Source organism: Actinacidiphila rubida (assembly GCF_900110255.1).
GTDB classification, from domain to species: Bacteria; Actinomycetota; Actinomycetes; order Streptomycetales; family Streptomycetaceae; genus Actinacidiphila; species Actinacidiphila rubida.
The window spans coordinates 24,798-50,621 of the sequence record NZ_FODD01000049.1 but is presented as its reverse complement, the minus strand read 5'-3'; the positions used below and the strand labels follow the sequence as shown (position 1 = coordinate 50,621).

Here is a 25,824-nt window from a genome sequence, read left to right as displayed (position 1 = left end):
CCGGCAGCGCCCCGACGCGACCGGCAGCGGCTACACCGACCTGCTGGGCATCGCGCCCGGCGCCGACTACCGCCTGGTGGTGCCCGAGCAGCCGACGACCGACCGGATCGCCGGCGCGCTGCTGGCCGCCGCCCACCAGTCGCCGCGCCCCGACGTGATCACCGCGAGCCTCGGCTTCGGCACCGACGCGCAGGGCTTCCCCGGCCGGTACCTGGAGGACGACCCGGTCATCCGGGCGACCGTCGCCGCGATCGTGCGCGAGGGGATCGTCGTGTCGATCTCCTCCAACGACGGCACGCGCCTCTACACCCCCGCCGCCGTCGGACCCGACGGCGGCAGCACCCCGACCGACCTCGCGCCGAACGCCCGTGCCGCCACGGTGATCGACGACGACGCCGAGTCGACCACGCCGTCCCAGGTGCCCGACAGCGGGGCGATAGCCGCCGGCGGCACCACGCTGGACGACACCCTCGCCTCGGGCACGCGCGGCCCGGCGACGACCGCGGAGACGCGGATCAGCGGCTTCGGCTCCTTCTCCTCCGGCTTCGGCAGCCGGGTCGACCTGTCGGCGCCGAGCGACAACATCCTCGCGTTCTCCCACGCCGCGGGCGGCAGCCCCAGCGACGTGAACGTCTCCCTCAACGGCGGCACGTCCGCCTCGGCGCCGGAGATCGCCGCGGCGGCCGCGGTCGTGCTGCAGGCAGGACGGCTCGGCGGTCACCACCTGACGCCCGGCCAGGTGCGGCAGGTGCTGGAGCAGACCGGCCGCGCGGTGCCCACGCCTCCGCAGATCGACCGGCACCTGCAGGTGGGTCCGCAGATCGACGTCACCGCCGCGGCCGAGAAGGCCCTCGGGGCGGGCGGCGCCCCGGCCCTGATCCGGCTGTCCGTCGCGCACCGCACCACCATCGGCGACCTGGGCGGCGCGTTCCTCGAGGGCACCGACCAGAACCGCATCGACCTCGGCGACCGCGCGTCCGGCGGCACCGGCGAGGGCCTGGTCGGCCCGGTCACGTTCGCCGGCGACGTCACCAACGCGCCCGCCGACGCCTCGTACAGCCTCACCGTCGGCTCGACGGTGTTCCGCTCCGCGAACCCCGCGATCCGTGTGACCCCGGCCCAGCTGCTCACCGCGGCGGGTCTGCCGGTCACCGCGACCGCCGACCGGTCCCTCACGGTCACCTACCGCGTCCTGGCCGGCGGCCGCACCGTCGCCGCCACCGCCAGGACCCTCGCCGTCGGCCCGAGCGACGGCACCTACGCCGAGGGGGCCGCGCCCACCGCTCCCGCCACGGTCGCCGCCGGCGCGTCCGTCACCGTCGGCTACGACCTGACGGGCGTCGCCGGGACGTCCGAGCCGGAGCTCGTGCTGTCCACCGTCGGGCACTGGAACCCGTCGCTGGCACCGCTGTTCACCGCCGCCTGGCACCAGCCGCTCACCGCGGAGAAGGGCACCGTCACCATCCCCGCCGGCGCGTTCCACGGCGGCGGCCTCTACGGCATCGGCATCGCCCAGTCCGGCTTCGGCGGCAACCCGCTGCGCGTCGCCTACGGCGAGTTCGCACCCGTCCGGGTCGCGGGCGGCACCGCCGGCGACCGCCCGGACGCACCGCAGCTGCGGGGCGCCGGCGGCGCCACCAGCCACACCGCCGAAGTCACCCGCGGCGCACCGGAGTTCACTCTCGACTACGACGTGCGGGCGGTCCAGGGGGCCCGCGGCGCCGAAGTGGAGTTCTCGGCGCCCGCGCCCACGCTGCACGGCTCGCTCAACACCTTCACCAACGCCAACGGCACCGCCCTCGACAACGACGGCGTGGACACCCCGTCGGTGCTGCACCGGGTCCTGCCCGGCACCTCCGGGCACGTCCGGCTGGACGCGGCGGCGCTGGGCCTGACCGGCTCCGACAGCTACGGCGTCCGGGTGCTGGCCCTCGACCGGAACGGCAAGGTCGCCGGTCAGGCGTCCCCGCTGTCCACGCTGGTCTTCGACGACGGCCTGCCGCCCGGTGGCGCCACGGTGGAGGGCTTCGCCGCGGCCGGCGACCACTCGGTGGCCGCACTCGCCCGCCCCGACGGCGGCAGCGAGGTCCGGCACTACGCGACCGCGACCGGTCGCTACGGCGCGGTCATCACCTCCGACGCGGCCGACGGCTCCGCGTACCAGGTCGTCGGCGCCACCGCGGACCGGGTGCTGCTCGCCCACCGCACCGCGTCCGGCGGCACGCGGGTCGAGACGTGGGACACCTCCAGCGACACGCTGGTCGGTGCTGGCGACCTCCCGTCCGGGGCGACCTACGTCACCGGCCGGGTGGACTCGGCCCACGCCCGCGGCGCGCTGCTGCTGCACGGCGACGGGAACGCCGACGAGGTGCTGCCCGTGGACCTGGCCGCGGGGAAGGCAGCCGATCCGATCCCGGCCGACCCCGGCGGAGTGCCCGCCGGCACGTACGGCCTGATGGCGCTCGACGGCTCCAGCGGCGCCGTGTTCCTGGGCAAGGCGGCGGGGCCGTTCAACTGCCTCGGTGGCGTCACCGTCGCCCGCGTCGACCTGGCGGCCCGCACCACCACCGCCGACGGCACCGCCTCCGGGTGCGGCCACGGCCTGGGCTCCGACGGCGCCGGCACCCTGTACGACCTGTCGGCGACCGTGATCAGCGTGAACATCGTCCCGTCCGGGGTGATCAGCCCGATCGACGAGGCGGCGGGCACGGCGGCCGGCGGCGCGACGGCGCTGCGGGTCGGCAAGCCCGCGGGTCTCGCGGTGGACGGCGTCCACAAGATCGCCGTCGTCTCCTACGCGGCGCCCGGCGGCACTCCGTACTTCGGTGCCGGGCTGTGGATCCCCGACAACAACGCCACCGGTCAGCTGTCGGTCGTCGACCTGACCACGGGCACCGTGCTCAAGACGCTGGCCGGCTTCGCCATCGGCGGCCATGGCGGCGCCGAGGACGCCGTCCAGCTCGACCCGGCCACCCGCACCGGATGGACCTACGGGCCGAACGACGCGCAGATCCAGCAGTTCTCCTACTGACGGCCCGCGAGGCCGCACGACGGAACGGGCCGGCCGGGCAGCTCTCACCGCTGCCCGGCCGGCCCGGTCGTGCTGCTGTGCCGGCCGCCCCGCGTCAGGCGGCCAGCGCGGCCGCGATGGCGTCGGCCAGCGAGGTGGTGGGCCGGCCGATGAGGCGGGACAGGTCGCCCGAGCCGCCCTCCAGGAGCCCGCGGCCGATGGCGGCGACGTCCACGTCGACCAGGATGTCGGCGAACGGGGCGGGGACGCCGGCACCGGTCAGGATGTCCCGCAGCACCTCGGCGGGGACGTCCTGGTGGGCGACCTCGCGGCCGGACTGCCGGGACAGCTCGGCCGCGTACTCGGCCAGCGTCCAGGCGTGGTCGCCGCTCAACTCGTAGGCGCGGTTCTCGTGACCGTCCGTGGTGAGGACGGCGACCGCCGCGGCCGCGTAGTCGGCACGCGAGGCGGCCCCGATGCGCCCGTCGCCGGCGCTGCCCACGACGCCGTGCTCCAACTGGACGGGGATCTGCGCGGTGTAGTTCTCGTGGTACCAGCCGTTGCGCAGGAAGGTGTGGGGGAGGCCGGAGTCGAGGATCATCTGCTCGGTCGCCTTGTGCTCGTCGGCGAGCACGAAGTCGGCGTCGGGCCCGCCGAGGACGCCGGTGTAGACCAGGCGCGCCGCACCGGCGGCCTTCGCCGCCTCGACGACCGCCGTGTGCTGGGGCAGGCGGCGGCCGACCTCCGGAGCGGAGATCAGCAGCACCACGTCCCCCTTGCCGAAAACGCCGTCCAGCGTCTCGGGCCGGTCGTAGTCGGCGAGCCGCAGCTCCACGCCGCGGGCGGCGAGGTCGGCGGCCTTCTCCTTGTCGCGGACGGCGGCCACGATCCGGTCGGCGGGCAGCACGGCCAGCAGACCGTCGATGACGAGGCGGCCCAGGTGGCCGGTGGCACCGGTGACGACGACGCTCATGGGTGTTCTCTCCAGAGAGGGGCTGGACATCGGGGGGTGTGGTACCTACCGTAAGTGGGGTACTAACTCAGGGGAAGTACCCACTTTGAAGTAAGGTACTGCTATGAGCGTGAGTGACGAGGTCGGCGACGTGCGGCGGGCGGCGGACGTGAACGCCGCGGACTGCCCCTCCCGCCTGGTGCTGGAGCACGTGACGAGCCGCTGGGGCGTGCTGGTCCTGGCCGAGCTGCTCGACGGCATGCGCCGGTTCAGCGAACTGCGCCGGGCCATCGGCGGCGTCAGCGAGAAGATGCTCGCGCAGACGCTCCAGACCCTGGAGCGCGACGGCTTCGTGCACCGCGAGGCGCATCCGGTGATCCCGCCGCGCGTCGAGTACACCCTCACCCCGCTCGGCGAGGAGGCGGCCCGCCAGGTGTGGGGCCTGGCGCGCTGGGCCGAGGACCGCGTCCCCTCGGTGCTCGCGGCCCGCGAGGACTACGACCGGGCGAAGGCCGGACGGGTGCACGCCTGACCTCAGCGCGGGGGAGCGGGGGCCGGGGGAGCGGGGTGCGGAGTGCGCACGGGCACCGGAGGCGGCCGGTTGCCGGCCCAGGTGGCTGACCGGCGCAGTTCCTCGGCGGTGCGGCGGATCCACGGCAGCGCGGCGTAGAGCGCGGCGCCCGGGCAGTCGGTCTGGAACACGTCCCGGTGCCCGGATATCGCGTTGACCTTCACGGCGGTGCCCCGCCTGAAGCGGCTCAGGTCGTTGCTCGACACCAGCCGCACCTTGCCGGCGGCGTCCACGTCGGGCGCCAGCTTCCACGCCGCGATCTCGGCGATGGACTGCAGCATCGGCTGCGGCAGCGGCTGGCCCGCGTCGAAGTGGCCGAGCGCCGCTATGCCGACGGTGCCGATGTTGAACCCCTCGGTGTGCGCGCCCTGCACGGCCCGGTCGACACCGCCCGCCCGGCCCTCGTAGATGCCGCCGCAGCGGTCGACGACGAAGTTGTAGCCGATGTCGTCCCAGCCCTGCGCGATGTGCTCCTGCTCCATCGCCCGCAGCATGGCGGGCACGTCCCGCTTGCAGTCGTAGTCGTTGGGGTTGTCGGTGTGGTGGATGAACACCGCCCGCACTCCGCTGTCGTAGACCGGCTTCTCCCGGACGGCGCCCTCGTCGGCGCGCCAGACGGCCCGGCTGACGATCACGGGTCGCAGCACCGCCGGATGGAGCACCGCGCGGTACTGGCGGGTGGCCCGCGGATGGCGCTCCGGCGCCGAGCAGGTCACGAGGAACGCCAGTGACAGCGCCCCCGCCGCCAGCCTGGCCCTGTGCGGCCTCATGCGCTCAAGGCTGCGGGCGGTCCGGCCGCCGCACACCCGTACGGCGGCCATCCGGGTGACACCGGCGCGGGCCGCCCGGGCCCCGGACGGGTCCTGCCCGGCCGGAGGAGACGCAGGTCACAGGCGCCGCCGTCACATCGCCTCCGGGCGGCCCGTCAGTGAGGTGAGGACACCATCACGGCAAGGAGAACACCATGGACGCGCGCTTCAACTACTACGGTTCGGCGGCCGGAGCCCTGTTCGGCAAGTACATCAACTCGGCCGCGAAGGTCGTCTCCGACTCCTCGCTGCCGGCCGCCACGCAGGAACTGGTGAAGATCCGGGCCAGCCAGATCAACGGCTGCGGCTTCTGCACCGACATGCACACCAAGGACGCGGTGGCCGCGGGGGAGAGCGCGCAGCGCCTCCACCTGGTCGCCGTGTGGCGCGAGGCGAGCGTCTTCACCGACGCCGAGCGCGCCGCCCTGGAGCTGACCGAGCAGGGCACGCGGATCGCCGACGCGTCCCGGGGCGTCACCGACGAGGCGTGGGCCGACGCGGCCAAGCACTACGACGACGAGCAGCTGACCGCCCTGGTGTCGCTGATCGCCGTCATCAACACCTACAACCGGATGAACGTCATCACCCGGCAGCCGGCCGGCGACTACCGCCCGGGCCAGTTCGCCTGAGGGCCCCACCGCCGCCTGACGGACCGCCGGACCGGACCCGCCGTGGGGCCGGTCCGGCGGTGCGGCGGTCCGGCCGCCGAGCGGCCGGGCGGGTCAGGCCAGGTCCAGCTCCCTGCGGCACTCCGCCGCCCAGCGCAGAACGCCGTGGGACTCGGTGCGCGCGGCCAGTTCCTCCGCCTCCGCGAGCAGCCCGGCCGCCTGCTCGCGGCGTTCCTGCTGTCCGGCGAGGTAGGCCAGGGCGATCAGGTTCGCCGCGACACCGGGCAGGAAGTCCAGCTCACGGCGCAGCCGTGTCGACTCCTCGAAGCGCTCCCGGGCCTCCTCGAGCCGCCCCTCCATGTGGTCGGCGAACGCGAGGTGCCGCAGCGCGTACGACAGGGTGAGACGGTCGCCGCTGCGCGCGGCCAGGTCGTGGGCCAGGCCGAACAGCGGCAGCGCCGCCTCCGAGTCGTCGCGGACGACCTGGTGGTAGGTGCCCGCCCAGAACACCGCCTCGCCCTCGCCGCGGATGTCGCCGAGGCGGCGGAACAGCCCGGCGGCGCGCTCGAAGAGCTCCAGTTCCAGATCGTCCTCGACGGGCCGGCCCCGGTCGCGGGACTCGAGGAAGCGGGCGTGCACCACCCGGCCGCGGGCCAGGCACAGATCCGCCTCCACCGCGTCCAGGAGGCCGTCGGCGCTGTCCAGCGCTTCAGCCTCACCGCCGAACACGCCCCGCTCGTAAAGGAGTTCCGCCCGCGCTATCCGCTCGTCCCCGTTCATGCGGTGAGCGTACCCGGCGCCGCCGCGCGCGGGCGGACCATCGGTGCCGTCCCGGCGTCAGCCGGCCCGCACCACGGGACGGACGTAGTCGCCGACGAGCGTGCGGTGCCACCACGCGCCGGTCGACCGCAGCTCGCGCCAGGTCGTGTACCGGTAGCGGTAGAGCCGGGCGCGGACCGCGGTCGGCGGCGCGTCGGGGAACGGGTTGCCCCGCAACAGGCGCAGGACCGCCGGGTCGTTGTCGAGCAGCCGCTCCATCAGCGCGGGAAGCCACCCCGCGGCGTAGGAGGGGGACAGCGCGGCGAACCACATCAGCCAGTCCAGGCGCAGGTGGTAGGGGGCGAACTGGCGCGGCATCCGGCGCACGTCCCCGGGCTTGCCCTTGAAGGCGTACTCCTCCCACCGTGACGACCCGGAGATGACGGCGTCCGTGGTGCCCTCCACGACCACCTCGTGCCGGATCCGGCCGACACTGCCGAAAGCGCCGTAGGTGTTCACCAGGTGCAGCGGCTCGAAGGAGGCGTTCATCAGCTGGCGGCGCGACAGCAGGTTCCGCGCGGGCCGGTAGCTGAGCGCCACGACCAGCGCCGTGGCGGCGAGCACCAGCGCCTCGAACCACGCGGGGGCGGGCGCCTGATGGGGTGCGGTCACGCCGAACAGGCGGGTGGCGGCCGGGCCCGCGGCCACGGGCAGCGCCAGCACGATCGTCACCCAGTTCAGCCAGGCGAAGTTGCCGGACGCCACCAGCCACAACTGGGTGACCACCATGAAGGCGGCGGCCGCGCCCGACACCGGCTGGGGCGTGAACAGCAGCACCGGTGCGACGAGCTGCGCCACGTAGTTCGCCGCCGCCTCCGCCCGGTGCAGCGGCCGCGGCAGGTGGTGGAAGAACCAGCTGAGCGGGCCGGGCATCGGCTGCGTCTCGTGGTGGTAGTACAGGCACGTCAGATCGCGCCAGCAGCGGTCGCCCCGCAGCTTGATCAGCCCGGCGCCGAACTCCACCCGGAACAGCAGCCAGCGCAGCAGCCACAGCACCAGGACGGGCGGCGCGGTCCGCGCGTTGCCGAGGAACACCGCCAGGAAGCCCGCCTCCAGCAGCAGGGTCTCCCAGCCGAACCCGTACCAGACCTGGCCCACGTTGACGATCGACAGGTAGAGCGCCCACACCACCGCCCACAGGGCCATTCCCGCGCCCAGCGGCACCCGGTCGCCGACGCCCGCCGCCAGGGAGGCCGACAGCAGCGCGCCGGCCCACGCGACCGCGGCGAAGAACCGGTCCGAGTAGTGGGCGTGGAACACGGTCGGCGCCTCGCGGAAGCGGGTACGGGCCAGCAGCCGCGGAATCGGCAGCAGACCGCGCTCGCCCAGCAGCGGGCGGAACTGTGCGACGGCGACCAGGAACGCCACCAGGTACAGCGCGGCGAGCCCCCGCTGGAACAGCAGCCGCCCCAGCCAGTAGCCGGAGTCCGAGAACCAGCCCACGAGGCTCTCCTCCACGAGGACGGCACGCCCCGGCGGACCTCGGCGCCCTGTCCGCGGGCGCGGACGGCTCCGCCGTGTGCGTGACACGCCTGCCCTCCGGCCGGGCCCGGCAAACCCCGCCGGGCCGCGGCCCCGGTGGGGGACACGGCCGCGCCGGGGCCGCCAAGGCGGGCCACCGACCCGCCCGCAGGGCACCCTTGATCACGAGCCCGAACGCGTCGTACCCCCGTCACGGTGTCCGTGCGGCCGCGGGCTCCCGGGTCCGCGCAGACAAGAAAGCAGGCGCCACCGTGCCGGACAGCCCCGCCGCCGCGTCATCGAGGACCGCCCTGCGCACCGCGCGTTTCCAGCGCCTGCTGTTCGGCGGCGTCTACGGCACCGTGCTCGCCAGCTCACTGGCGTCCGCGCTCGACCACGACCACGGCCAGCCCGACCCCGCGTACGACGCGCTGTGGATCCTGGTGGCAGCCATGACGGCGGCCGCCGCCCACGGTTACGCGCACGCGATCGCCCACTGGACCGCGACCAGCGGGACGGTCACCGGGATGACGGCGCGCTCCGTCGTGACCGAGTGGCCGCTGGTCGCCGCCGCCGTGCCGACGCTCTTCGCGCTGCTCGGCGCCTCAGCCGGGTGGTGGGGGGAGAACGGCGGGGTCGAGGTGGTGCTGATCGTCAACACCGTGGCCCTCTTCGCCTGGGGCCTGGCCGCCGCCCGGGTGGCCGGGCAGGGCTGGGGCGCGGCCACCCGGGTCGGTGGCGTGGACGTGCTCATCGGCCTGCTCATCATCGCGGTGAACGCGGCCAGCCACTGACGTGGGGGCGGCAGGCGGGTGCGGTGACGGGCGCCGGGAGCGACGGACCGCCGGGGCCACCGCCCCGCCGGGGCCGCCGGCGCCGCCGAGGACCGCGCCGCCGCTCAGGCGATGCCGCCGTTGGCGTACAGCACCTGGCCGTTGACCCAGCGACCGCCGGGACCGGCCAGGAAGGCGACGGACTCGGCGATGTCCTCGGGTGTGCCCAGCCGCTCCAGCGGCGCGGCGGAGGCGAGCCGTCCGATCAGCTCCTCGCTCTTGCCGTCGAGGAACAGCGGGGTCGCGGTGGGGCCGGGAGCGACGACGTTGACGGTGACGTCGCGCCCGCGCAGCTCGCGGGCCAGGATCAGGGTCATCGACTCGACGGCGCCCTTGGTCGCGGCGTACGCGGCGTAGCCGGGCGTCTGGAGCCGGGTGACGGAGGTGGAGAAGTTCACCAGCGCCCCGCCGGCCCGCAGGCGGCGCGCGGCGAGCTGGGACACCACGAAGGTCCCGCGGACGTTCACCCGGTGCATCCGGTCGAAGTCGTCCAGGCTCATCTCCGCCAGCGGGGACAGCAGCATGATCCCGGCGGTGTTCACCACCACGTCCACGCCGCCGAAGCGCTGCTCGACCGCGTCGAACAGGGCGGTCATCCGGTCCGGCTCGGCGACGTCGCCGGGCAGCGCCACGGCCGTGCCGCCGGCCGCGGTGATCCCGTCGACGACCTTCTCGGCCTGCTCGGCGCGGCCCGCGTAGTGGACCGCCACCGCCATCCCCTGCGCCGCCAGCCGCCTCGCGACGGCGCTGCCGATCCCGCCGGAACCGCCGATGACGACGGCGACCCGCGCGGAGCCGTCCTCGGTGCGCTGCATGGTGCTCATGGCCTGCTCCTTCGATGATGTGGACGACTCATACACTAACATCGTTGTGGACGAGTCGTCCATATGCTTGGGCCGAGGGCTACAGTGGACGCGTCGTACACATACGGAGCCGCCAGATGAAGCCGACCGATCTCTCCGACAGCACCGACCTCTCCGACAGCACCGACACCCCCGTCGCCCCCGCGCTCAAGCCGGGGCGCGGACGCCGCCGGGCCGAGGACGTGCGCCGGGCGACGCTGGCGGCCGCGGCGGAGCTGCTGTTCGCCGAGGGCATCAGGGCGGTGACCTTCGAAAAGGTCGCCGCCCGCGCGGGCGTCAGCAAGATGACCCTCTACAAGTGGTGGCCCTCGCCCGGCAGCCTGGCCTTCGAGGCGTACTTCGGCGAGCTGGAGGAGACCCTCGCCTTCCCGGACACGGGCGACGTCAGGGCCGACCTCACCGCTCAGCTGCACGCGTTCGTCGCGCTGCTGGAGCGGAGCGGCGCCACCGTCGCCGAGGTCATCGGCGCGGCGCAGAGCGACCCCGAACTGGCCGCCGCCCTCGCCGAGCAGTACGTGCGCCCGCGCCGGCGGCTCGCCGTCGAGCGGCTGGCCGTGGCCCGGCAGGCGGGGCAGATCCGGCGCGACGTCGACCTGGAGACGCTCGTCGACCAGCTGTGGGGGGCCTGCTACCACCGCCTGCTGATGCCGGCGGAACCACTGTCGGCGGAGTTCGCCGACCGGCTCGTCGCCAACCTGTTCGCCGGGATCACCCCGTAGCGCACCCTCGGCACGACGCACGAGGACCGCGTGTCACCGTGTCCCCGGCGGACTACCCCGCCAAGGTGCCGACGCCGTCGCGCAGCCCGAACCGCCGCGCGAACGACGCCAGTTCGGCACGCTGCTCCGCCGGCTCCGCCGTGGTGGCCGCCACCACGACGCGCGTGACGCCCTGCGCGGCGAACGCGGCGACCCGCTCCGCCGGCATGTCGATCGAACCCCAACGCGTGTACTCCAGCGCCTCGGGGTCGCGTCCGGCAGCGCGGGCCCCGGCCCTCACGGTGTCCCACTGGGCCGCACGCTCCTCCGGCGCCAGTGCGCCGCCCGGGAAGTAGCCGTCGCCGTGCCGGCCCGCGCGGCGGGCGGCCGCCCGGCTCGAACCGCCGACGTGCAGCGGCAGGCCGCCGGCCGCGAGCGGCTTGGGGAAGCTGCACACGTCCGAGAAGGAGAAGAACTCCCCGTCGTAGCCGACGCCTTCAGGGCCGCCGCCCCACAGTAGGCGCAGCACCTCGATGGCCTCGTCGGCACGGCGGCCGCGCGAGGCGAAGTCGACGCCCATCGCGCTCGCCTCGCCCGGCAGCGCGCCGACCCCCACCGTCAGCAGCCGCATCCGGCCTGCGGAGAGCACGTCCAGGGTCGCCAGGTGCTTGGCCAGGATGACGGGGTGATGGTACGGCAGCAGCAGGACGCCGGTACCGAGCAGGATCCGCTCCGTCCGCGCGGCGACGAACGCCAGACAGCCGAGGGGGTCGGCGAACGGCAGCGACGGATCGAGTTCCATCGCCCCCACCCTCGCGCCCGGGTGGAGCGCGACGTGCTCCGGCAGGTACAGGGCCTCGAAGCCGCACTCCTCGGCGTGCCGGGCGTAGCCGGTCAGCCGGTCCGGGTCGACGCCGTAGAAGGGCGTGCTGTAGCTGACGGCGAACTTCACCGGGTGATCCCTTCGTCGAACGGCCGGCGCCCGGCCGGGCCGGGGGCGCAGCCGCCGCAGGCTCGTGCGAGCTGGGCGCTGATCTCGGCGCGCCGGGTCAGCAGGGTGCGGATCTCGCCGTCGATCTCGGCGAGCCGGCGCCGGGCCACGGTCACCGAGTCCGGGCACACGGCGCCGCTGTCGTGCCCCGCGCGCAGGCAGGCCACGAACGGCCGGGTGTCCTCCAGCGTGAAACCCGCCGCCAGCAGGTCGCGGATCTCCGCGACCAGGCGCAGGTCCGACTCCTCGTACGCGCGGTAGCCGTTGGCCTCCCGCCGGGCGGCCAGCAGTCCCTGCTGCTCGTAGTAGCGCAGGGCGCGCGGGCTCACCCCCGCGCGCACCGCGAACTCCCCGATCCGCATCCGCCCCTCCAGGTCCGTGGAGTGGCCACGCTAAGCCCTGACACCGGCGTCAAGGTCAAGCCGCCCGGTCCGGCACGGGGCCGGAGCGCGGCCCGCCCCCGGACGGCGCCGACCCGTGCCCGCCGCCCCTGAACGCGTCGGGCCGTGCCCACCGTCCCCGGGGACGGTGCGCACGGCCCGAGCGCCGGCCTGACCGGATGTCAGGACGCCTGCGGGTTCCAGACCTGGTTGGCTCCGCCGGTGCAGTCCCAGATCTGCACCTGGGTGCCCGGCGTCGTCGACCAGCCCGTGTCGTCCAGGCAGCGGCCCGAGTTGGGGTTGCGCAGCGAGCCGTTCGCCTGCCGCTGCCAGACCTGCGCGCCGGTGCCGTTGCAGGTGTACAGCTGCACCGGGGTGCCGTTGGCCGTGCCCGCGGACTGCACGTCGAGGCACTTGCCGGCCGCCCGGACGGTGCCGTCGGACATCTCCGCCCACTCCTGTCCGTTGGTGCCGTTGCAGGTGTACACCTCGACCTTGGTGCTGTCGGTGTTGTTGTCCGCGGAGAGGTCCAGGCAGAGGCCCTGGTAGCCGACCAGCGGCAGCGCGGGCACCGCCGTGGCGGGCACCACCGTCCACAGGAACGTGGCGGTGTCCTGCGCCCCGGCCGCGTCGCGCGCGGTCACGTCCACCGTGTAGGTGCCCGGCTGCGTCGGGGTGCCGCTGATCAGGCCGCCCGCCGCGATCGACGTGCCCGGGGGCAGGCCGGCGGCCGTGAACGACGGGGACTGACCGGCGGTGGTGTCGTGGGCGGCGACCTGCACCGACACCGCGGTGCCCGCCAGGCCCTCCTGCGCGCCGGGGCCGGTGACCGTCACCGGATGCCCGAGCTGGGCCGCGGTCACGTTCAGCGTCCCGGTCAGCGGCAGGTTCGCGTCCGAGTCGCCCACCGAGACCGTGTACGCCCCGGTGCTCGTCGCCCAGGCACTCGTGGACGCGTCGTAGTACGACAGGCCGCGCTGGGTCAGCGGGAAGCTCACCGTGGTGCTGGCACCGGGCTGCAGGTCGACGCGCGCGAAGCCCTGGAGCTGGCGCGGCGGTTCGCCGGAGGCGGCGGGCTGCGTCACGTACAGCTGCGCCACGTCCGCGCCCGCCCGCGATCCGGTGTTGGTGACGGTCGCGGTCACGGTCGCCGCGCCGCCGGCCGGCAGCGCCGACACGCGCAGGTCGCTGAACCCGAACGTGGTGTACGACAGTCCGTGCCCGAACGGGAACAGCGGCGTGAGGTGGTTGGCGTCGTAGTAGCGGTAGCCCACGTCCACGCCCTCGCTGTACTGCACGGTCCCGCCGGAGCCGGGCCACTGCTGCGCCGTGTGCGCGGGGACCTGGGACAGCGACGCCGGGAACGTCACGGGCAGGTGGCCCGACGGGTCGGTGTCGCCGAACAGCAGCGAGGCGATCGCGGTGCCGTCGCCCTGCCCCGGGTACCAGGCCTCCAGCACGCCCTTGACCGAGCCGAGCCACGGCATGGTCACCGCGGAGCCGGTGTTGAGCACCACCACGGTGTTGGGGTTGGCCGCCGCGACCGCCGAGACCAGGTTGTTCTGCGCGCTCGACAGGTCGATGCCGCCCAGGTCGCCGCCCTCGGACTCGAAGTCGCTGACGAAGACCACCGCGACCTTCGCGGCGGCGGCCGCGCTCGCCGCGGAGCCGCTGTCGGAACCGTCGTTGTAGGTGACGCTCACACCGCTGCCGGCCCGCGCCTGGATGCCCTGGAGCGGCGTGACCGTGCCGCTGGAGTTCACCGCCGCACTGCCGCCGCCCGCGCTCTGCACGCTGGTGGACGCGTCCGCGCCGATCACCGCGATCGAGCCGGCCGCGGAGGAGAACGGCAGCACACCGCCGCCGTTCTTCAGCAGCACCGTGCCCTCGGCCGCCAGCTTGGTCGCGGTGGACTGGTGCGCCGCGGAGGTGGCCGGCTGGGCCGGCGACCCGGTCGGCGCCTGGTCGAACTCGCCGAACGCGAACATCTCGGTGAGGACCCGCGACGTCATCGCGTTCAGCGTCGCCTGGCTGACCTGGCCGGAGTTGACCGCGCTGGTCAGCGCGCTGCCGTAGTAGCCGTCGTTGCCGGGCATGTCCTGGTCGAGGCCCGCGTTCGCCGACGGCGCGGTGGAGTGCGTCGCGCCCCAGTCGGACGTGACGAAGCCCTGGAAGCCGAACTGCTGCCGCAGGGCGCTGTTCATGATCGTCGGGTTCTGGCACGCGTACGTGCCGTTGATCGTGCTGTAGGAGCACATCATTGACGAGGCGGCGCCCTGCTGCACGGAGTCCTGGAACGCCGGCAGGTAGATCTCCTGCAGCGCCTTGCCGCTGACCACCGCGTTGTCCGACGGGGTGTTGCGGTTGGTCTCCTGGTTGTACACGGCCAGGTGCTTGACCTGCGCCATCACACCGGTGGACTGGACGCCGCGGATGTCCGCCGCGCCCATCCTCCCGTTGAGGTAGGGGTCCTCGCCGACGGACTCGAAGGCGCGGCCCCAGCGCGGGTCGCGGTCGATGTTGATGGTCGGGCCCAGGTCGACGGTGGTGCCCTTCGCACCCTCCTCCGAGCCGATGAGGGCGCCGTACTGCTGCTCGGCGGCGGTGTCCCAGGTGGAGGCCAGGGCGACCGGCGCGGGCAGCTGCGTCACGCCGCCCATGCCGTCGGCGACACCGGCCGGGCCGTCCTCCAGGTTCATCGCGGGGATGCACAGCGAGCCGATCGCGGGGGTGAAGCCCACGTAACTGGAACCGCCGGAGCCGGTGGCCAGCTGGACCTTCTGCGCGGTCGTCATCTTCGCCAGCACCTGCCCGACCCGCGTCGGGACGGGGGCGGTCGAGTGCACCCAGGGACAGGCGGCGGGGGTGGCGGCGGCGGCGGGGGAGCCGCCGGCGGCGAACAGCCCCGAGCCGCCCGCGACGAGGACCAGAGCGGCCAGGGTCGCGGTGCGGCGTCGTAAGGGCACGCGGATCGAGAGCACGATGCCTCCAAGCATCTGCCGGGGTGGGGGGTTTCCGGCTCGCGATCGCGACTGCGGTGCCGGACGCGCGGTGGAGACTGGGCTCGGCCCACCGTGGATTCAAGACCTGACGTCTCGGCGGCGTCAAGACAGCGGGACGGACGACCGGGTCAGCCCGCTGAACCCCCAGCTCCTGCAGGGAAGTTGCCGGTGCCTCTGGCTCGCCGCGGCAGGGAGCGGGCGGAGAGCCGGCGACAACTCCTGACGGCATCGCGCCTGCCGCGCGACCCGCCGTGCGCACTCCTTCGCGGCAGCGTGCCGAGCACGGCGCCCGCGGACCGGCTCCGCCACGGGAGGGGCGGATCGGCCATGCGAGGGTCATCAAAGCGCGCCGGCGCGGTAAGGCTCTGGAAAAGGAGTCGGTGCGCGGCGCGGGCGGAGCCCCGCACCCAGCGATGCGGAGGCGGTCATGGACGGCGGCAGGGCACAGGGCGGCGCGGCGGCGGACGGGCACGCACGCGGCGGCGCGCCCGCGGACGGTCCGGCGGGCGGCACCGCGGCGAACGGCACGGGGCAGGACGGTGCCGCCAGGACCCGCGAGGTGTGCCTCGTCACAGGCGCCAGCGGGTACATCGGCGGGCGCCTGGTGCCCGCCCTGCTCGCGGAGGGCTACCGCGTGCGCTGCCTGGTCCGCTCGCCGGAGAAGCTCCGCGACCAGCCGTGGGCGCCGGCCGTCGAGGTGGTGCGCGGCGACGTCACCGACGCCGCCTCCGTCGGCCGCGCGATGGAGGGTGCCGACGTCGCGTACTACCTGGTGCACGCCCTCGGCACGGGCCCCTCGTTCGAGGACACCGACCGGCGGGCCGCCCGTACCTTCGGCGAGGAGGCACGGCGCCAGGGGGTGGGGCGCATCGTCTACCTCGGCGGGCTGCGGCCCGCCGGCGTCCCCGAACGCGAGCTCTCGCCCCACCTGCGGTCCCGCGCGGAGGTCGGCCGCATCCTGCTGGACAGCGGGGTGCCGACCGCCGTGCTGCAGGCCGCGGTGATCATCGGCTCCGGCTCGGCGTCCTTCGAGATGCTGCGGTACCTCACCGAGCGCCTCCCGGTGATGGTCACCCCCAGCTGGGTGCGCACCCGCATCCAGCCCATCGCCGTGCGGGACGTGCTCCGGCTGCTGGTGGGCAGTGCGCGGATGCCCGCCGACGTCAGCCGGGCCTTCGACATCGGCGGCCCCGACGTGCTGACCTACGTCGAGATGATGCGCCGCTACGCCGCCGTCGCCGGGCTGCCCCGGCGGCTCATCGTGCCCGTGCCGGTGCTGACGCCGCGGCTTTCCAGCCTCTGGGTGGGCCTGGTGACGCCGGTGCCCGCGTCGATCGCCCGCCCGCTGACGGAGTCGCTGCGGCACGAGGTGGTGTGCGACGAGGACGACATCGCCGCCTATGTGGCCGACCCGCCGGGCGGTCGCCTCGGCGTGGAGGCGGCGCTGTCGCTCGCCCTGCAGCGGGTGCGGGACGCGAAGGTCGCCACCCGGTGGTCGTCGGCGGGGGTGCCCGGCGCGCCCAGCGACCCGCTGCCCACCGACCCGGCGTGGGCGGGCGGCACCCTCTACACCGACGTGCGGGAACGCGCCGCGGACGCCTCGCCGGAGGAGCTGTGGCGGGTCGTGGAGGGCATCGGCGGCGACAACGGCTGGTACTCCTTCCCCCTGGCCTGGGCGGTCCGCGGCGGACTCGACCGGCTGGCCGGCGGGGTCGGACTGCGCCGCGGCCGGCGCGACGCGGCGCGCCTGCGGGTCGGCGACTCCGTCGACTTCTGGCGGGTGGAGGAGATCGAGCCGGGGCGGCTGCTGCGGCTGCGCGCCGAGATGCGGCTGCCGGGCCTGGCCTGGCTGGAGCTGCGCGTCGTCACCGACGGGCACGGCCGCACCCGCTACCGGCAGCGCGCCGTGTTCCACCCGCACGGCCTGCTCGGCCACGCCTACTGGTGGAGCGTGTCGCCGTTCCACGCCCTGGTGTTCGGCGGCATGGCCCGCAACATCACCCGGACGGCTGCCGCACACCAGTCCCCGGCCGCGCGCCGGGCGCCCGGAACCGGCTGAGCGGGGCGGCGGCGGGTGCGGTCGCGGCCGGGCGGGGCGCGCCGGCGGCCGCCGGTGTGCGACGGTGTCGGTCGACCGCCGAACCCGTCCGCGCGCAGCCGCCCCGGCCGCTCGCCGGGCCCTCCCGATGCTCCAGGAGCCGCCGCCCGTGACCGTCCACGTCGTCCTGTTCACGTCCGATCTGCGCGTGCACGACCATCCGCCGCTGGCCGCGGCCCAGGCGGCGGCGGACGAGGTGGTGCCGCTCTTCGTCCGTGACGACGCGATCGCGGGCGCCGGCTTCGCCGTCCCCAACCGGGCGGCGTTCCTCGCCGACTGCCTGGCCGGCCTCGACGCCGCGCTGCGGGACCGGGGCGGCCGCCTGGTGGTGCGCGGGGGCGACGTCGTGACCGAGGTGGCCAAGGTGGCCGCCGAGACCGGCGCGGCGCAGGTGCACCTGGCGGGGGCGTCGAGCGGGTACGCGCAGGCCCGGGAGCGCCGGCTGCGCGAGGAACTCCACCGCCAGGGCTGCCGGCTGACCGTGCACCACGAGGTCGCGCACGCGGTGGCCCCGGGCGCCGTCACCCCCGCCGGGTCGGACCACTTCGCGGTGTTCACGCCGTACTACCGCCGCTGGTCGGACCACCCGCTGCGGGCCGTCCTGCGCGCACCGCGGGCGATCTCCGTGCCGGACGGCGTCGGGTCGGAGGCGCTGCCGCGGCGGGCGGACGTGGCGGGCACGTCGCCGGGGCTGGCGCCGGGCGGCGAGGCGGAGGGCCGGGAGCGGCTGGCCTCCTGGCTGCGCGGCGCCATCGAGGCGTACGAGGACCTGCACGACGACCTGGCGGGCGACGGCACCTCGCGGCTCTCCTCGCACCTGCACTTCGGGACGCTCTCGCCCGTGGAGTGCGTGCAGCGGGCTCTGGAGCACGGCGGCCCCGGTGCCGACGCGTTCGTGCGCCAGCTGGCGTGGCGCGACTTCCACCACCAGGTGCTGGCCGCCCGCCCGGCCGCCGCGAGGTCCGACTACCGCACCCGGCACGACCGCTGGCGCCAGGAGGACTCGGCGGGCGACGACGTCGCCGCCTGGAAGGAGGGCAGGACCGGCTACCCGATCATCGACGCCGCGATGCGCCAGCTCGCCCACGAGGGCTGGATGCACAACCGCGGGCGCCTGCTGACCGCGAGCTTCCTCGCGAAGACGCTCTACGCCGACTGGCGGATCGGCGCCCGCCACTTCCTGGACCTGCTGGTCGACGGCGACGTGGCGAACAACCAGCTCAACTGGCAGTGGGTGGCCGGCACCGGCACCGACACCCGGCCCAACCGGGTGCTCAACCCGCTGCTGCAGGCCCGCAGGTACGACCCGGACGGGGCCTACGTGCGCCGCTGGGTGCCCGAACTGGCCGGCGTCGCCGGCCACGCCGTGCACCAGCCGTGGAAGCTGCCCGCAGCGGAGCGCGCCGGGCTGGACTACCCCGAGCCGATCGTCGACCTGTCCGACGCCCTCGACCACTTCCGGCAGGCCCGCGGCCTGCACTGAGCCCCGCGCCCGACGCCCTCCGGGCCCGATGCCCGCGGACCATTGCGGTGCCGCGGGTGCAGGCCCTAGGGTCAGTGCCATGTGCAATGCCACATACCACTGACCGGCGCATATGAGCCGCCGGCGGGATCGGCAGACGACGAGGAGGAGCATCGGTGAGTGACGGCAGGCGGCCACCCAAACTGTCCGAAGTCCCGGCGTTCGGCGCCTACATGAGCACCGGATGGGCCACCCCGGACCGCACCCCGCGGATCGTGCCCGGCGCCCCCGAGGCCGCCGCCGCGCACCGCGCACGGCTCGCCGAGGCACTGCCCGGGCGCGCCGTCGTGGTCGGCGCGGGCGAGGCCCCGACCCGCAGCAACGACACCGCCTACGACTTCCGCGCCGACAGCGACTTCTTCTGGCTCACCGGCTGCTCGATCGAGAACGCCGTCGCCGTCGTCGAGTCCGGCGACGCCGTGCTCTACATACCGCCGCCCGCCTACCCGGGGGAGCAGGCCTTCTGGTCCGACGCCCGCTACGGCGAGCTGTGGGTGGGCGCCGCGCCCGGACCCCAGGACTGGTCGCGCGCGCTGGGCATCACCGTGCGCCCGCTGTCGGAGCTGACGGACGACGTGCCGGCCGGCCTCGGCGGCACCCGGGACCAGGAGGCCGCCCGCGTCCTGTCGACCCTGCGCATGTACAAGGACGCCTGGGAGACCGGGCAGCTCCGCGACGCCGTCGACCGGACCGTCGAGGGCTTCGCCGAGGTCGTCCGGGAGATCCCGGCGGCCGTCGCCGGACGCGGCGAGCGCTGGCTGCAGGGCACCTTCGACCGCTACGCCCGCGCCCACGGCAACGGCCCCGGCTACGCGTCCATCGTCGGCAGCGGCCCGCACGCGCCGACCCTGCACTGGGTGCGCTGCGACGGGCCCGTCCTCCCCGACGAACTCCTCCTGCTGGACATGGGCGTCGAGGTCGACAGCCTCTACACCGCGGACGTCACCCGGACGTTCCCCGCCTCCGGCCGCTTCTCCCCGGCGCAGCGCCAGGTGCACGACCTCGTCGAGCGGGCCCACCGGGCCGGGCTCGCCGCCGTCGCCCCCGGCCGGCACTTCACCGACTTCCACCACGCGGCCATGGAGGTCGTCGCGCACGGCCTCCACGACTGGGGGCTGCTGCCCGTCTCCGTGGACGAGGCGCTGTCGGACGCCGGGCAGCAGCACCGCCGCTACCTGGTCTGCGGCATCGGCCACCACCTGGGACTGGACGTCCACGACTGCGCCCGCGCCGCGGACGACGACTACCGGGGCGCCGCGATGGCCCCCGGCATGGCCCTGACCGTCGAGCCGGGCCTGTACTTCCACGCCCACGACCTGACCGTGCCGCCGGAGCTGCGCGGCATCGGCGTGCGCATCGAGGACGACCTGGTCGTCACCGCGGACGGCTCCGAAGTCCTGTCCGCCGCACTCCCGTTGGACGCCGACGGCCTGGAGAAGTGGATGGCCGCCGCGTGACCGCCCCCGCAAGGAGCAGCAGCATGACCACCGGTACGCACCGTTCCGCCAGGCCGTGGCGCGGAGTCCACGTCGCCACCGCCCTGCCCTTCCACGCCGACCGGTCGGTCGACGTCGACGCGTACGCCGAACACGTGCGCTTCCTGGCCGACGGCGGCTGCGACGGCGTGGTGCCCAACGGATCCCTCGGCGAGTACCAGACGCTGACCGCCGAGGAACGGACCCGCGTCGTGGAGACCGCGGTGCGGGCCGCGCCCGAGGGCTTCGGCGTCATGCCGGGCGTCGCCGCCTACGGGGCGCTCGAAGCGCGCCGCTGGGCCGAGCAGGCCGCGGCCGCCGGCGCGAGCAGCGTCCTGCTGCTGCCGCCCAACGCCTACCGGGCCGAGCGGACCGCGGTCGTGGAGCACTACCGCGAGGTCGCCAAGGCCGGCCTGCCCGTCGTCGCGTACAACAACCCCATCGACACCAAGGTCGACCTGGTGCCCGAACTCCTCGCGGAGCTCTACCACGAGGGACTGATCGTCGCCGTCAAGGAGTTCACCGGCGACGTCCGCCGCGCCTACCGCATCGCCGAACTGGCGCCCGGCCTCGACCTGCTGGTGGGCGCCGACGATGTGCTGCTCGAACTGGGCGTGGCCGGCGCCGTCGGCTGGATCGCCGGCTACCCCAACATGATCCCGCGGAGCACCGTCGAGCTGTACCGCCTCGTCACCTCCGGCGACCCCGCCGACCTCGGCAGGGCCGTGCCGCTCTACCGCGACCTGCACCCGCTGCTGCGCTGGGACTCGCGGACCGAGTTCGTGCAGGCGATCAAGCTGTCCATGGACATCGCCGGCCGCAAGGGCGGGGCCTGCCGTCCGCCGCGGCTGCCGCTCACCCCCGAACAGGCCGCACAGGTCACCGCGGAGACCGAGGCCGTCCTCGCGAAGGGGTACGTGTGAGGTCCGTCCGTACGTTCCACGCCGTCGACTCGCACACCGAGGGCATGCCGACCCGCGTCGTCGTCGGCGGCGTCGGCACCATGCCGGGCGCCACCATGGCCGAGCGCCGGCGCTGGTTCATGGAGCACAGCGACGACGTCCGCACGCTGCTGATGTACGAGCCGCGCGGCCACAGCGCGATGAGCGGCGCGATCCTGCAGCCGCCGACCCGCCCCGACGCGGACTACGGCGTGCTGTTCATCGAAGTGTCGGGCGTCCTGCCGATGTGCGGGCACGGCACCATCGGGGTCGCCACCGTGCTGGTCGAGACGGGGATGGTGCCGGTCACCGAGCCGGTGACCACGATCCGCCTGGACACCCCCGCCGGCCTCGTCGTCGCGTCCGTCGCCGTCGAGGACGGTGCCGCCACCTCCGTCACCCTGGAGAACGTCCCGTCCTTCGCGTACGCCCTGGACGCCACGGTCGAGGTGCCCGGCTTCGGGGAGGTCCGCTACGACCTGGCGTTCGGCGGCAACTTCTACGCGATCGTGGACCTGGCCGGCCTCGGGCTGCCGTTCGACCGGGAACGCGGCGACGACCTGCTCGCCGCCGGGCTGGCGATCATGGACGCGGTGAACGCGGCCGGGGCGCCCGTCCACCCCGAGCGCGACGACATCTCCGGCTGCCACCACGTCCACCTCACGGCCCCCGGGTCGACCGCCGAGCTGTCCCGGCACGCGATGGCCATCCACCCCGGGTGGTTCGACCGCTCGCCGTGCGGCACCGGCACCAGCGCGCGCATGGCGCAACTGCACGCGCGCGGTGAGCTGGACCTCGGCCGGGAGTTCGTCAACGAGTCGTTCATCGGCACCCGCTTCACCGGACGCCTGCTGGGCGAGACCACGGTCGGGCCGTACCCCGCGGTGCTGCCGTCGATCACCGGGCGCGCGTGGGTGACGGGCACGTCGCAGTTCCACCTCGACCCCACCGACCCCTTCCCCGCGGGATTCCTGCTGTGACCGTGCCGACCACCCCCAACCTGCAGAGCCTGGGCCACCGGCAGACACTGCGCGAACGGGTCAGGGACGCGCTGCGGGCCGCGATCATCTCCGGCGAACTGGAGCCGGGCGTCGTCTACTCGGCGCCCGCCCTCGGCGCGCGCTTCGGCGTGTCGTCCACTCCCGTGCGGGAGGCCATGCTCGACCTGGCCAAGGAGGGCCTCGTCGCCGCCCAGCCCAACAAGGGCTTCCGCATCACACAGGTCTCCGAGCAGGACCTCGACGACATCGCCGCGGTGCGCCTGCTCATCGAACCGCCGACCGTAAGGGCGGCGGTGCGGGTGATCCCGGAGGCGGACCTTCCCGCGCTGCGCGAGCTGGCCCAGGCCATCGTCGACGCCGTGGAACGCGGCGACCTCGTCGGCTACGTCAGAGCCGACCACGTCTTCCACCTCGCGCTGCTCGGCTACAGCGGCAACCGCCACCTGGTGGACACGGTCTCCGGCCTGCGCGCCCAGACCCGCCTGCTCGGCCTGGCCCCGCTGCTCCACAGCGGACGGCTGGGCCGCTCCGCCGCCGAGCACCACGACCTGATGGACCTCGTCGAGGCCCGGGACGCGGCCGGCGCCGAGGAACTGATGCGCCGCCACATCGGCCACGTCCGCGGACTGTGGGCGAGCGGCACGGAGGAGGAGTGAGCCCCCGGCCCGCGGCAGCCGACCTCGTGGTCGTCGGGGCCGGGGTGGTGGGCGCGGCCACCGCGTACTTCGCCGCCCGGGCCGGACTGCGGGTGACCGTCGTCGAGCGCGGCGCGATCGGGGGCGGCACCAGCAGCGCGGGGGAGGGGAACCTGCTCGTCTCGGACAAGGAGCCCGGCCCCGAACTCGACCTCGCCCTCTACGCGCAGCGGGCCTGGCGGCAGGACCTCGGGGAGCACGCGGACCACTGGGAGTTCGAGGCCAAGGGCGGCGTCGTCGTCGCCGCCACCGAGCAGGGCCTGGCGTCGCTGCGCGACCTCAGCGTCCAGCAACGGGCCGCGGGCGTCGAGGTCCGCGACGTGCCCCACGCCGAGATCCACGCCTACGAACCGCACGTGTCGCCCGACCTGCGCGGCGCCGCGTTCTACCCGCAGGACGCCCAGCTGCAGCCGATGCTGGCCGTGGCCCATCTGCTGCGTCTGGCACGGGAGTCGGGCGCGCTGGTGCGTGCCGGCACGGAGGTGACCGGATTCCTGCGCGACGGCGACCGCGTCACGGGGGTGCGCACGACCGGCGGTGACATCCCCGCGGGCGCCGTGCTCAACGCCGCCGGCACCTGGGCGGGCGAGGTCGCCGCGCTGGCCCGCGTGCACGTCCCGGTCCGACCCCGGCGCGGCTTCGTCCTCGTCACCGAGCCGCTGCCGCCACGGACCGTCCGGCACAAGGTCTACGCCGCCGAGTACGTCGGCGACGTCGCGAGCTCCGACGCGGCCCTGCAGACCTCGCCGGTCGTGGAGGGCACGGCCGCCGGCACCATCCTCATCGGGGCCTCGCGCGAACGCGTCGGCTTCGACCGCAGCGTGTCCCTGCCCGCCGTCAGTGCCCTGGCCGCCAAGGCCGTGGCCCTGTTCCCGATGCTGCGCCAGGCCCGGCTGATGCGCACCTACCTGGGCTTCCGCCCCTACTGCCCCGACCATCTGCCGGTCATCGGCGCCGACCCGCGCGCGCCGGGCCTGTGGCACGCCTGCGGCCACGAGGGCGCCGGCATCGGCCTGTCCGCCGGGACCGGCAAGCTCATCTCCCAGGCCCTGGCCGGACGGCGGCCGGACCTCGACCTGACCCCGTTCGCCCCGGACCGCTTCTCCGGCGGACCGGCGGACACCGAAGGGGACCGCACATGACGCACCGCACCGAGCAGGACCCGACCGGTCCGGCACAGCCGCCGCCCGCCGCCTACCGGATGACGTTCCGCGGGACGACCGTCACCGCCGACCCCGGGCAGAGCGTCGCCGCCGCTCTCGTCGCCGTCGGCATCCTCGACTGGCGCACCACCCGCAAGGAGGGCCGCCCCCGCGGCCTGTTCTGCGGTATCGGCGTCTGCTTCGACTGCCTGATCAGCGTGGACGGCGCGCCCGCGGAACGCGCCTGCGTCGTGCCCGCCGCCGACGGGATGCGGCTCGGCGAGGACCCGCGGCTGGAACGGCCGCGAGCGGCCGGGCCCCGCCCGGAGGACGCCGGGACGGCGCCCTCCGAGGACGCGGGCGCCGGACCCGAGGGCGCCGAGGACGCGGGCTCCGAACCGGCAGCGCCCGGGCCGGGGGACGCCGGCACGACCCACCACCGCACGCAGAAGGGTGAGGACGGCGATGGCGCCGACGCATGACGTGGCCGTGGTCGGGGCCGGCCCGGCCGGGCTCGCCGCCGCCGTCGAGGCCGCGGAGGCTGGGCTGGACGTCGCCCTCGTCGACGCGGCCGGACAGCCCGGCGGACAGTACTGGCGGCACTACGACGAGCGGCACGCCCGCCCCGACGACCGCCGGGGCCACCACGGCTGGAGGCGGTTCGCCGGCCTGCGCGACCGCCTCCACGCCCTGCGGGACGCCGGCCGGGTCCGCTACCTGCCCGGCCACCAGGTGTGGTTGGCGGCGCGCGAGGACGACGGGACGTTCACGCTGCGGCTGACCGCCGCGGTCGCGTCCACTCCCGCCCTGGTGTCCGTCCTCGCCGCCCGCACACTGATCCTTTGCGCCGGCGGCTACGACCGCCAACTGCCGCTGCCCGGCTGGGACCTGCCCGGTGTCATGGCGGCCGGCGGCGTGCAGGCGCTGCTCAAGGGCCACCGCACGCTCGCCGGCCGGCGGGCCGTCGTGGCCGGGACGGGACCGTTCCTGCTGCCCGTCGCGACGGGGCTCGCCCGCGCCGGGGCGCGCGTCGTCGCCCTCGCCGAGGCCAACGCCACGAGCGGGTGGGCGCGCGACCCGCTCGGCGCCGTCTCCGCGCCCGGCAAGGGAGTCGAGGCCGTGCAGTACGCCGCGCTGCTCGCCCGCCACCGCATTCCGTACCGCACCAGGACCGCCGTCCGCGCCGTCCTGGGCGACGGCCGCGTCGAAGCGGTGCGCCTCGGACGGGTCGACCGCGACGGGCGCCCGACCGGCCCCGAACGGGAGGTCGCCGCGGACCTGGTGGCCCTCGGCTGGGGGTTCACGCCCTCGCTCGAACTGCCGCTCATGCTCGGCGCCGAGACCCGGCAGGACACCGACGGCTCGCTCGTCGTCGCGGTCGACGACTTCCAACGCACGAGCGCCGGGGGCGTGTACGCGGCCGGCGAGGCGACCGGAGTGGGCGGCGCCGCGCTCGCCGTCAGCGAGGGCCGGCTCAGCGCCTTCGCCGTGGCCGGCGCCCAGGGCCGCCCGGTCGCGGCCGCCGCGGTCCGCCGTGAGCAGTCCCGCATCAGGCGCCAGCGCCGGTTCGCGACCGCGATGCACCGTGCCTGTCCCGTCCCGGCCGCCTGGCCGGGGTGGCTCGACGACGCGACGCTCGTCTGCCGCTGCGAGGAGGTCACCTACGCCGACCTGCGCGACGCGCACACCGCGCTCGGCGCGACCGACGCCCGCACTCTCAAGATGCTCGCCCGGCCCGGCATGGGCTGGTGCCAGGGCCGTGTCTGCGGCTTCGCGACCGCGGGCATCGCGGCCTGCCTCGGCGGCCGCCCCGCCACGGCCGGCGACCTCCGCCCGCTCGCCGGCCGGACTCCCGCGTTCCCGCTGCCGCTCGGCGAACTCTCCGCGCCGGCGGAGGAACCCGGCACGGACCGGACGCCCACCACCGACGCGGGCCACGGGGGATGACGGGCT

At 75.1% G+C, this 25,824-nt stretch carries 22 protein-coding genes; 14 read left to right on the top strand and 8 right to left on the bottom strand.

Features of this window, described 5'->3' with window-relative positions; translation table 11 throughout:
• Positions 1-3,031: S8 family serine peptidase (locus BMW99_RS33750; protein ID WP_075018135.1), on the top strand; the 3,031-nt coding region annotated here is incomplete at its 5' end.
• A gap of 94 nt (positions 3,032-3,125) precedes the next feature.
• On the opposite strand, the gene BMW99_RS33745 is transcribed toward BMW99_RS33750, so the two are convergent.
• The gene (locus BMW99_RS33745; protein ID WP_069467475.1) at positions 3,126-3,983 is read right to left on the bottom strand and encodes an NmrA family NAD(P)-binding protein; all 858 of its coding nucleotides are present in this window, start codon (positions 3,981-3,983) and stop codon (positions 3,126-3,128) included.
• Between the two features lie 103 nt (positions 3,984-4,086).
• Between BMW99_RS33745 and BMW99_RS33740 the strand changes: the two genes are divergently transcribed.
• A complete protein-coding gene (locus BMW99_RS33740) occupies positions 4,087-4,494 on the top strand; it encodes a winged helix-turn-helix transcriptional regulator (RefSeq protein WP_075018134.1) in 408 nt (135 codons plus the stop codon).
• A 2-nt stretch (positions 4,495-4,496) separates the two neighbouring features.
• On the opposite strand, the gene BMW99_RS33735 is transcribed toward BMW99_RS33740, so the two are convergent.
• Positions 4,497-5,303, bottom strand: a complete 807-nt coding sequence (locus BMW99_RS33735) for an N-acetylmuramoyl-L-alanine amidase (RefSeq protein WP_079176276.1) — start codon at positions 5,301-5,303, stop codon at positions 4,497-4,499.
• Between the two features lie 194 nt (positions 5,304-5,497).
• On the opposite strand from BMW99_RS33735, the gene BMW99_RS33730 reads away from it, so the two are divergent.
• Positions 5,498-5,971, top strand: a complete 474-nt coding sequence (locus tag BMW99_RS33730; RefSeq protein WP_075018132.1) for a carboxymuconolactone decarboxylase family protein — start codon at positions 5,498-5,500, stop codon at positions 5,969-5,971.
• Between the two features lie 93 nt (positions 5,972-6,064).
• Here the strand turns inward: BMW99_RS33730 and BMW99_RS33725 are convergent, their stop codons facing one another.
• Both BMW99_RS33725 and BMW99_RS33720 read right to left on the bottom strand, forming a co-directional pair.
• A complete protein-coding gene (locus BMW99_RS33725; RefSeq protein ID WP_069464695.1) occupies positions 6,065-6,730 on the bottom strand; it encodes a hypothetical protein in 666 nt (221 codons plus the stop codon).
• 57 nt (positions 6,731-6,787) lie between these two features.
• Entirely contained in the window at positions 6,788-8,212 is a 1,425-nt protein-coding gene (locus BMW99_RS33720; protein WP_069464694.1) for a lipase maturation factor family protein, read from the bottom strand.
• A gap of 290 nt (positions 8,213-8,502) precedes the next feature.
• On the opposite strand from BMW99_RS33720, the gene BMW99_RS33715 reads away from it, so the two are divergent.
• Complete coding sequence (locus tag BMW99_RS33715; RefSeq protein WP_107451621.1) at positions 8,503-9,024, top strand: hypothetical protein; 522 nt, start codon at positions 8,503-8,505, stop codon at positions 9,022-9,024.
• Positions 9,025-9,128: 104 nt separating this feature from the next.
• Here BMW99_RS33715 and BMW99_RS33710 read toward each other — a convergent pair whose 3' ends face one another.
• On the bottom strand, positions 9,129-9,878 hold the full coding sequence (locus BMW99_RS33710) for an SDR family oxidoreductase (protein ID WP_069464704.1): 750 nt from the start codon (positions 9,876-9,878) through the stop codon (positions 9,129-9,131).
• Between the two features lie 125 nt (positions 9,879-10,003).
• On the opposite strand from BMW99_RS33710, the gene BMW99_RS33705 reads away from it, so the two are divergent.
• A complete protein-coding gene (locus tag BMW99_RS33705; RefSeq protein WP_079138604.1) occupies positions 10,004-10,645 on the top strand; it encodes a TetR/AcrR family transcriptional regulator in 642 nt (213 codons plus the stop codon).
• Positions 10,646-10,697: 52 nt separating this feature from the next.
• On the opposite strand, the gene BMW99_RS33700 is transcribed toward BMW99_RS33705, so the two are convergent.
• The 3 genes from BMW99_RS33700 to BMW99_RS33690 all read right to left on the bottom strand — a co-directional run bounded on the left by BMW99_RS33700 (position 10,698) and on the right by BMW99_RS33690 (position 14,976).
• On the bottom strand, positions 10,698-11,576 hold the full coding sequence (locus BMW99_RS33700; RefSeq protein ID WP_069464693.1) for a TIGR03619 family F420-dependent LLM class oxidoreductase: 879 nt from the start codon (positions 11,574-11,576) through the stop codon (positions 10,698-10,700).
• Complete coding sequence (locus BMW99_RS33695) at positions 11,573-11,977, bottom strand: MerR family transcriptional regulator (RefSeq protein WP_069464692.1); 405 nt, start codon at positions 11,975-11,977, stop codon at positions 11,573-11,575. Before BMW99_RS33695 ends, BMW99_RS33700 begins: the two co-directional genes overlap by 4 nt.
• A gap of 200 nt (positions 11,978-12,177) precedes the next feature.
• Complete coding sequence (locus BMW99_RS33690; RefSeq protein ID WP_218159325.1) at positions 12,178-14,976, bottom strand: glycoside hydrolase family 3 C-terminal domain-containing protein; 2,799 nt, start codon at positions 14,974-14,976, stop codon at positions 12,178-12,180.
• A gap of 448 nt (positions 14,977-15,424) precedes the next feature.
• On the opposite strand from BMW99_RS33690, the gene BMW99_RS33685 reads away from it, so the two are divergent.
• The 9 genes from BMW99_RS33685 (at position 15,425) to BMW99_RS33645 (ending at position 25,818) form a co-directional block, all read left to right on the top strand.
• Positions 15,425-17,056, top strand: coding sequence for an SDR family oxidoreductase (locus tag BMW99_RS33685; protein WP_079176275.1), 1,632 nt, complete (start codon positions 15,425-15,427; stop codon positions 17,054-17,056).
• 148 nt (positions 17,057-17,204) lie between these two features.
• Positions 17,205-18,578, top strand: coding sequence for a cryptochrome/photolyase family protein (locus BMW99_RS33680; RefSeq protein WP_069466041.1), 1,374 nt, complete (start codon positions 17,205-17,207; stop codon positions 18,576-18,578).
• A 155-nt stretch (positions 18,579-18,733) separates the two neighbouring features.
• The gene (locus tag BMW99_RS33675) at positions 18,734-20,074 is read left to right on the top strand and encodes an aminopeptidase P family protein (RefSeq protein ID WP_245791734.1); all 1,341 of its coding nucleotides are present in this window, start codon (positions 18,734-18,736) and stop codon (positions 20,072-20,074) included.
• 23 nt (positions 20,075-20,097) lie between these two features.
• A complete protein-coding gene (locus tag BMW99_RS33670; protein WP_075018130.1) occupies positions 20,098-21,015 on the top strand; it encodes a dihydrodipicolinate synthase family protein in 918 nt (305 codons plus the stop codon).
• On the top strand, positions 21,012-22,013 hold the full coding sequence (locus BMW99_RS33665) for a proline racemase family protein (RefSeq protein ID WP_069466047.1): 1,002 nt from the start codon (positions 21,012-21,014) through the stop codon (positions 22,011-22,013). Before BMW99_RS33670 ends, BMW99_RS33665 begins: the two co-directional genes overlap by 4 nt.
• The gene (locus tag BMW99_RS33660; RefSeq protein ID WP_245791733.1) at positions 22,010-22,690 is read left to right on the top strand and encodes a GntR family transcriptional regulator; all 681 of its coding nucleotides are present in this window, start codon (positions 22,010-22,012) and stop codon (positions 22,688-22,690) included. The genes BMW99_RS33665 and BMW99_RS33660 overlap by 4 nt, the downstream gene beginning before the upstream one ends.
• Positions 22,687-23,871 (top strand): NAD(P)/FAD-dependent oxidoreductase, encoded by a 1,185-nt coding sequence (locus BMW99_RS33655; protein ID WP_069466048.1) that lies wholly within the window; start codon positions 22,687-22,689, stop codon positions 23,869-23,871. The genes BMW99_RS33660 and BMW99_RS33655 overlap by 4 nt, the downstream gene beginning before the upstream one ends.
• Complete coding sequence (locus BMW99_RS42980; RefSeq protein ID WP_079176274.1) at positions 23,868-24,353, top strand: (2Fe-2S)-binding protein; 486 nt, start codon at positions 23,868-23,870, stop codon at positions 24,351-24,353. Before BMW99_RS33655 ends, BMW99_RS42980 begins: the two co-directional genes overlap by 4 nt.
• Positions 24,337-25,818: an FAD/NAD(P)-dependent oxidoreductase gene (locus BMW99_RS33645; RefSeq protein WP_075018129.1), complete on the top strand. Its 1,482-nt coding sequence runs from the start codon at positions 24,337-24,339 to the stop codon at positions 25,816-25,818. The genes BMW99_RS42980 and BMW99_RS33645 overlap by 17 nt, the downstream gene beginning before the upstream one ends.
• The last annotated feature ends 6 nt before the right edge of the window (positions 25,819-25,824 follow it).

What these genes read in the sequence shown, in the direction of transcription:
- BMW99_RS33670 (WP_075018130.1), top strand. Translation starts at nt 20,098, where the DNA reads ATGACCACCGGTACGCACCGTTCCGCCAGGCCGTGGCGCGGAGTCCAC.
- BMW99_RS33725 (WP_069464695.1), bottom strand. Translation starts at nt 6,730, where the DNA reads ATGAACGGGGACGAGCGGATAGCGCGGGCGGAACTCCTTTACGAGCGG.
- BMW99_RS33740 (WP_075018134.1), top strand. Translation starts at nt 4,087, where the DNA reads ATGAGCGTGAGTGACGAGGTCGGCGACGTGCGGCGGGCGGCGGACGTG.
- BMW99_RS33730 (WP_075018132.1), top strand. Translation starts at nt 5,498, where the DNA reads ATGGACGCGCGCTTCAACTACTACGGTTCGGCGGCCGGAGCCCTGTTC.
- BMW99_RS33695 (WP_069464692.1), bottom strand. Translation starts at nt 11,977, where the DNA reads ATGCGGATCGGGGAGTTCGCGGTGCGCGCGGGGGTGAGCCCGCGCGCC.
- BMW99_RS33685 (WP_079176275.1), top strand. Translation starts at nt 15,425, where the DNA reads ATGGACGGCGGCAGGGCACAGGGCGGCGCGGCGGCGGACGGGCACGCA.
- BMW99_RS33735 (WP_079176276.1), bottom strand. Translation starts at nt 5,303, where the DNA reads ATGAGGCCGCACAGGGCCAGGCTGGCGGCGGGGGCGCTGTCACTGGCG.
- BMW99_RS33645 (WP_075018129.1), top strand. Translation starts at nt 24,337, where the DNA reads ATGGCGCCGACGCATGACGTGGCCGTGGTCGGGGCCGGCCCGGCCGGG.
- BMW99_RS33705 (WP_079138604.1), top strand. Translation starts at nt 10,004, where the DNA reads ATGAAGCCGACCGATCTCTCCGACAGCACCGACCTCTCCGACAGCACC.
- BMW99_RS33710 (WP_069464704.1), bottom strand. Translation starts at nt 9,878, where the DNA reads ATGCAGCGCACCGAGGACGGCTCCGCGCGGGTCGCCGTCGTCATCGGC.
- BMW99_RS33745 (WP_069467475.1), bottom strand. Translation starts at nt 3,983, where the DNA reads ATGAGCGTCGTCGTCACCGGTGCCACCGGCCACCTGGGCCGCCTCGTC.
- BMW99_RS42980 (WP_079176274.1), top strand. Translation starts at nt 23,868, where the DNA reads ATGACGCACCGCACCGAGCAGGACCCGACCGGTCCGGCACAGCCGCCG.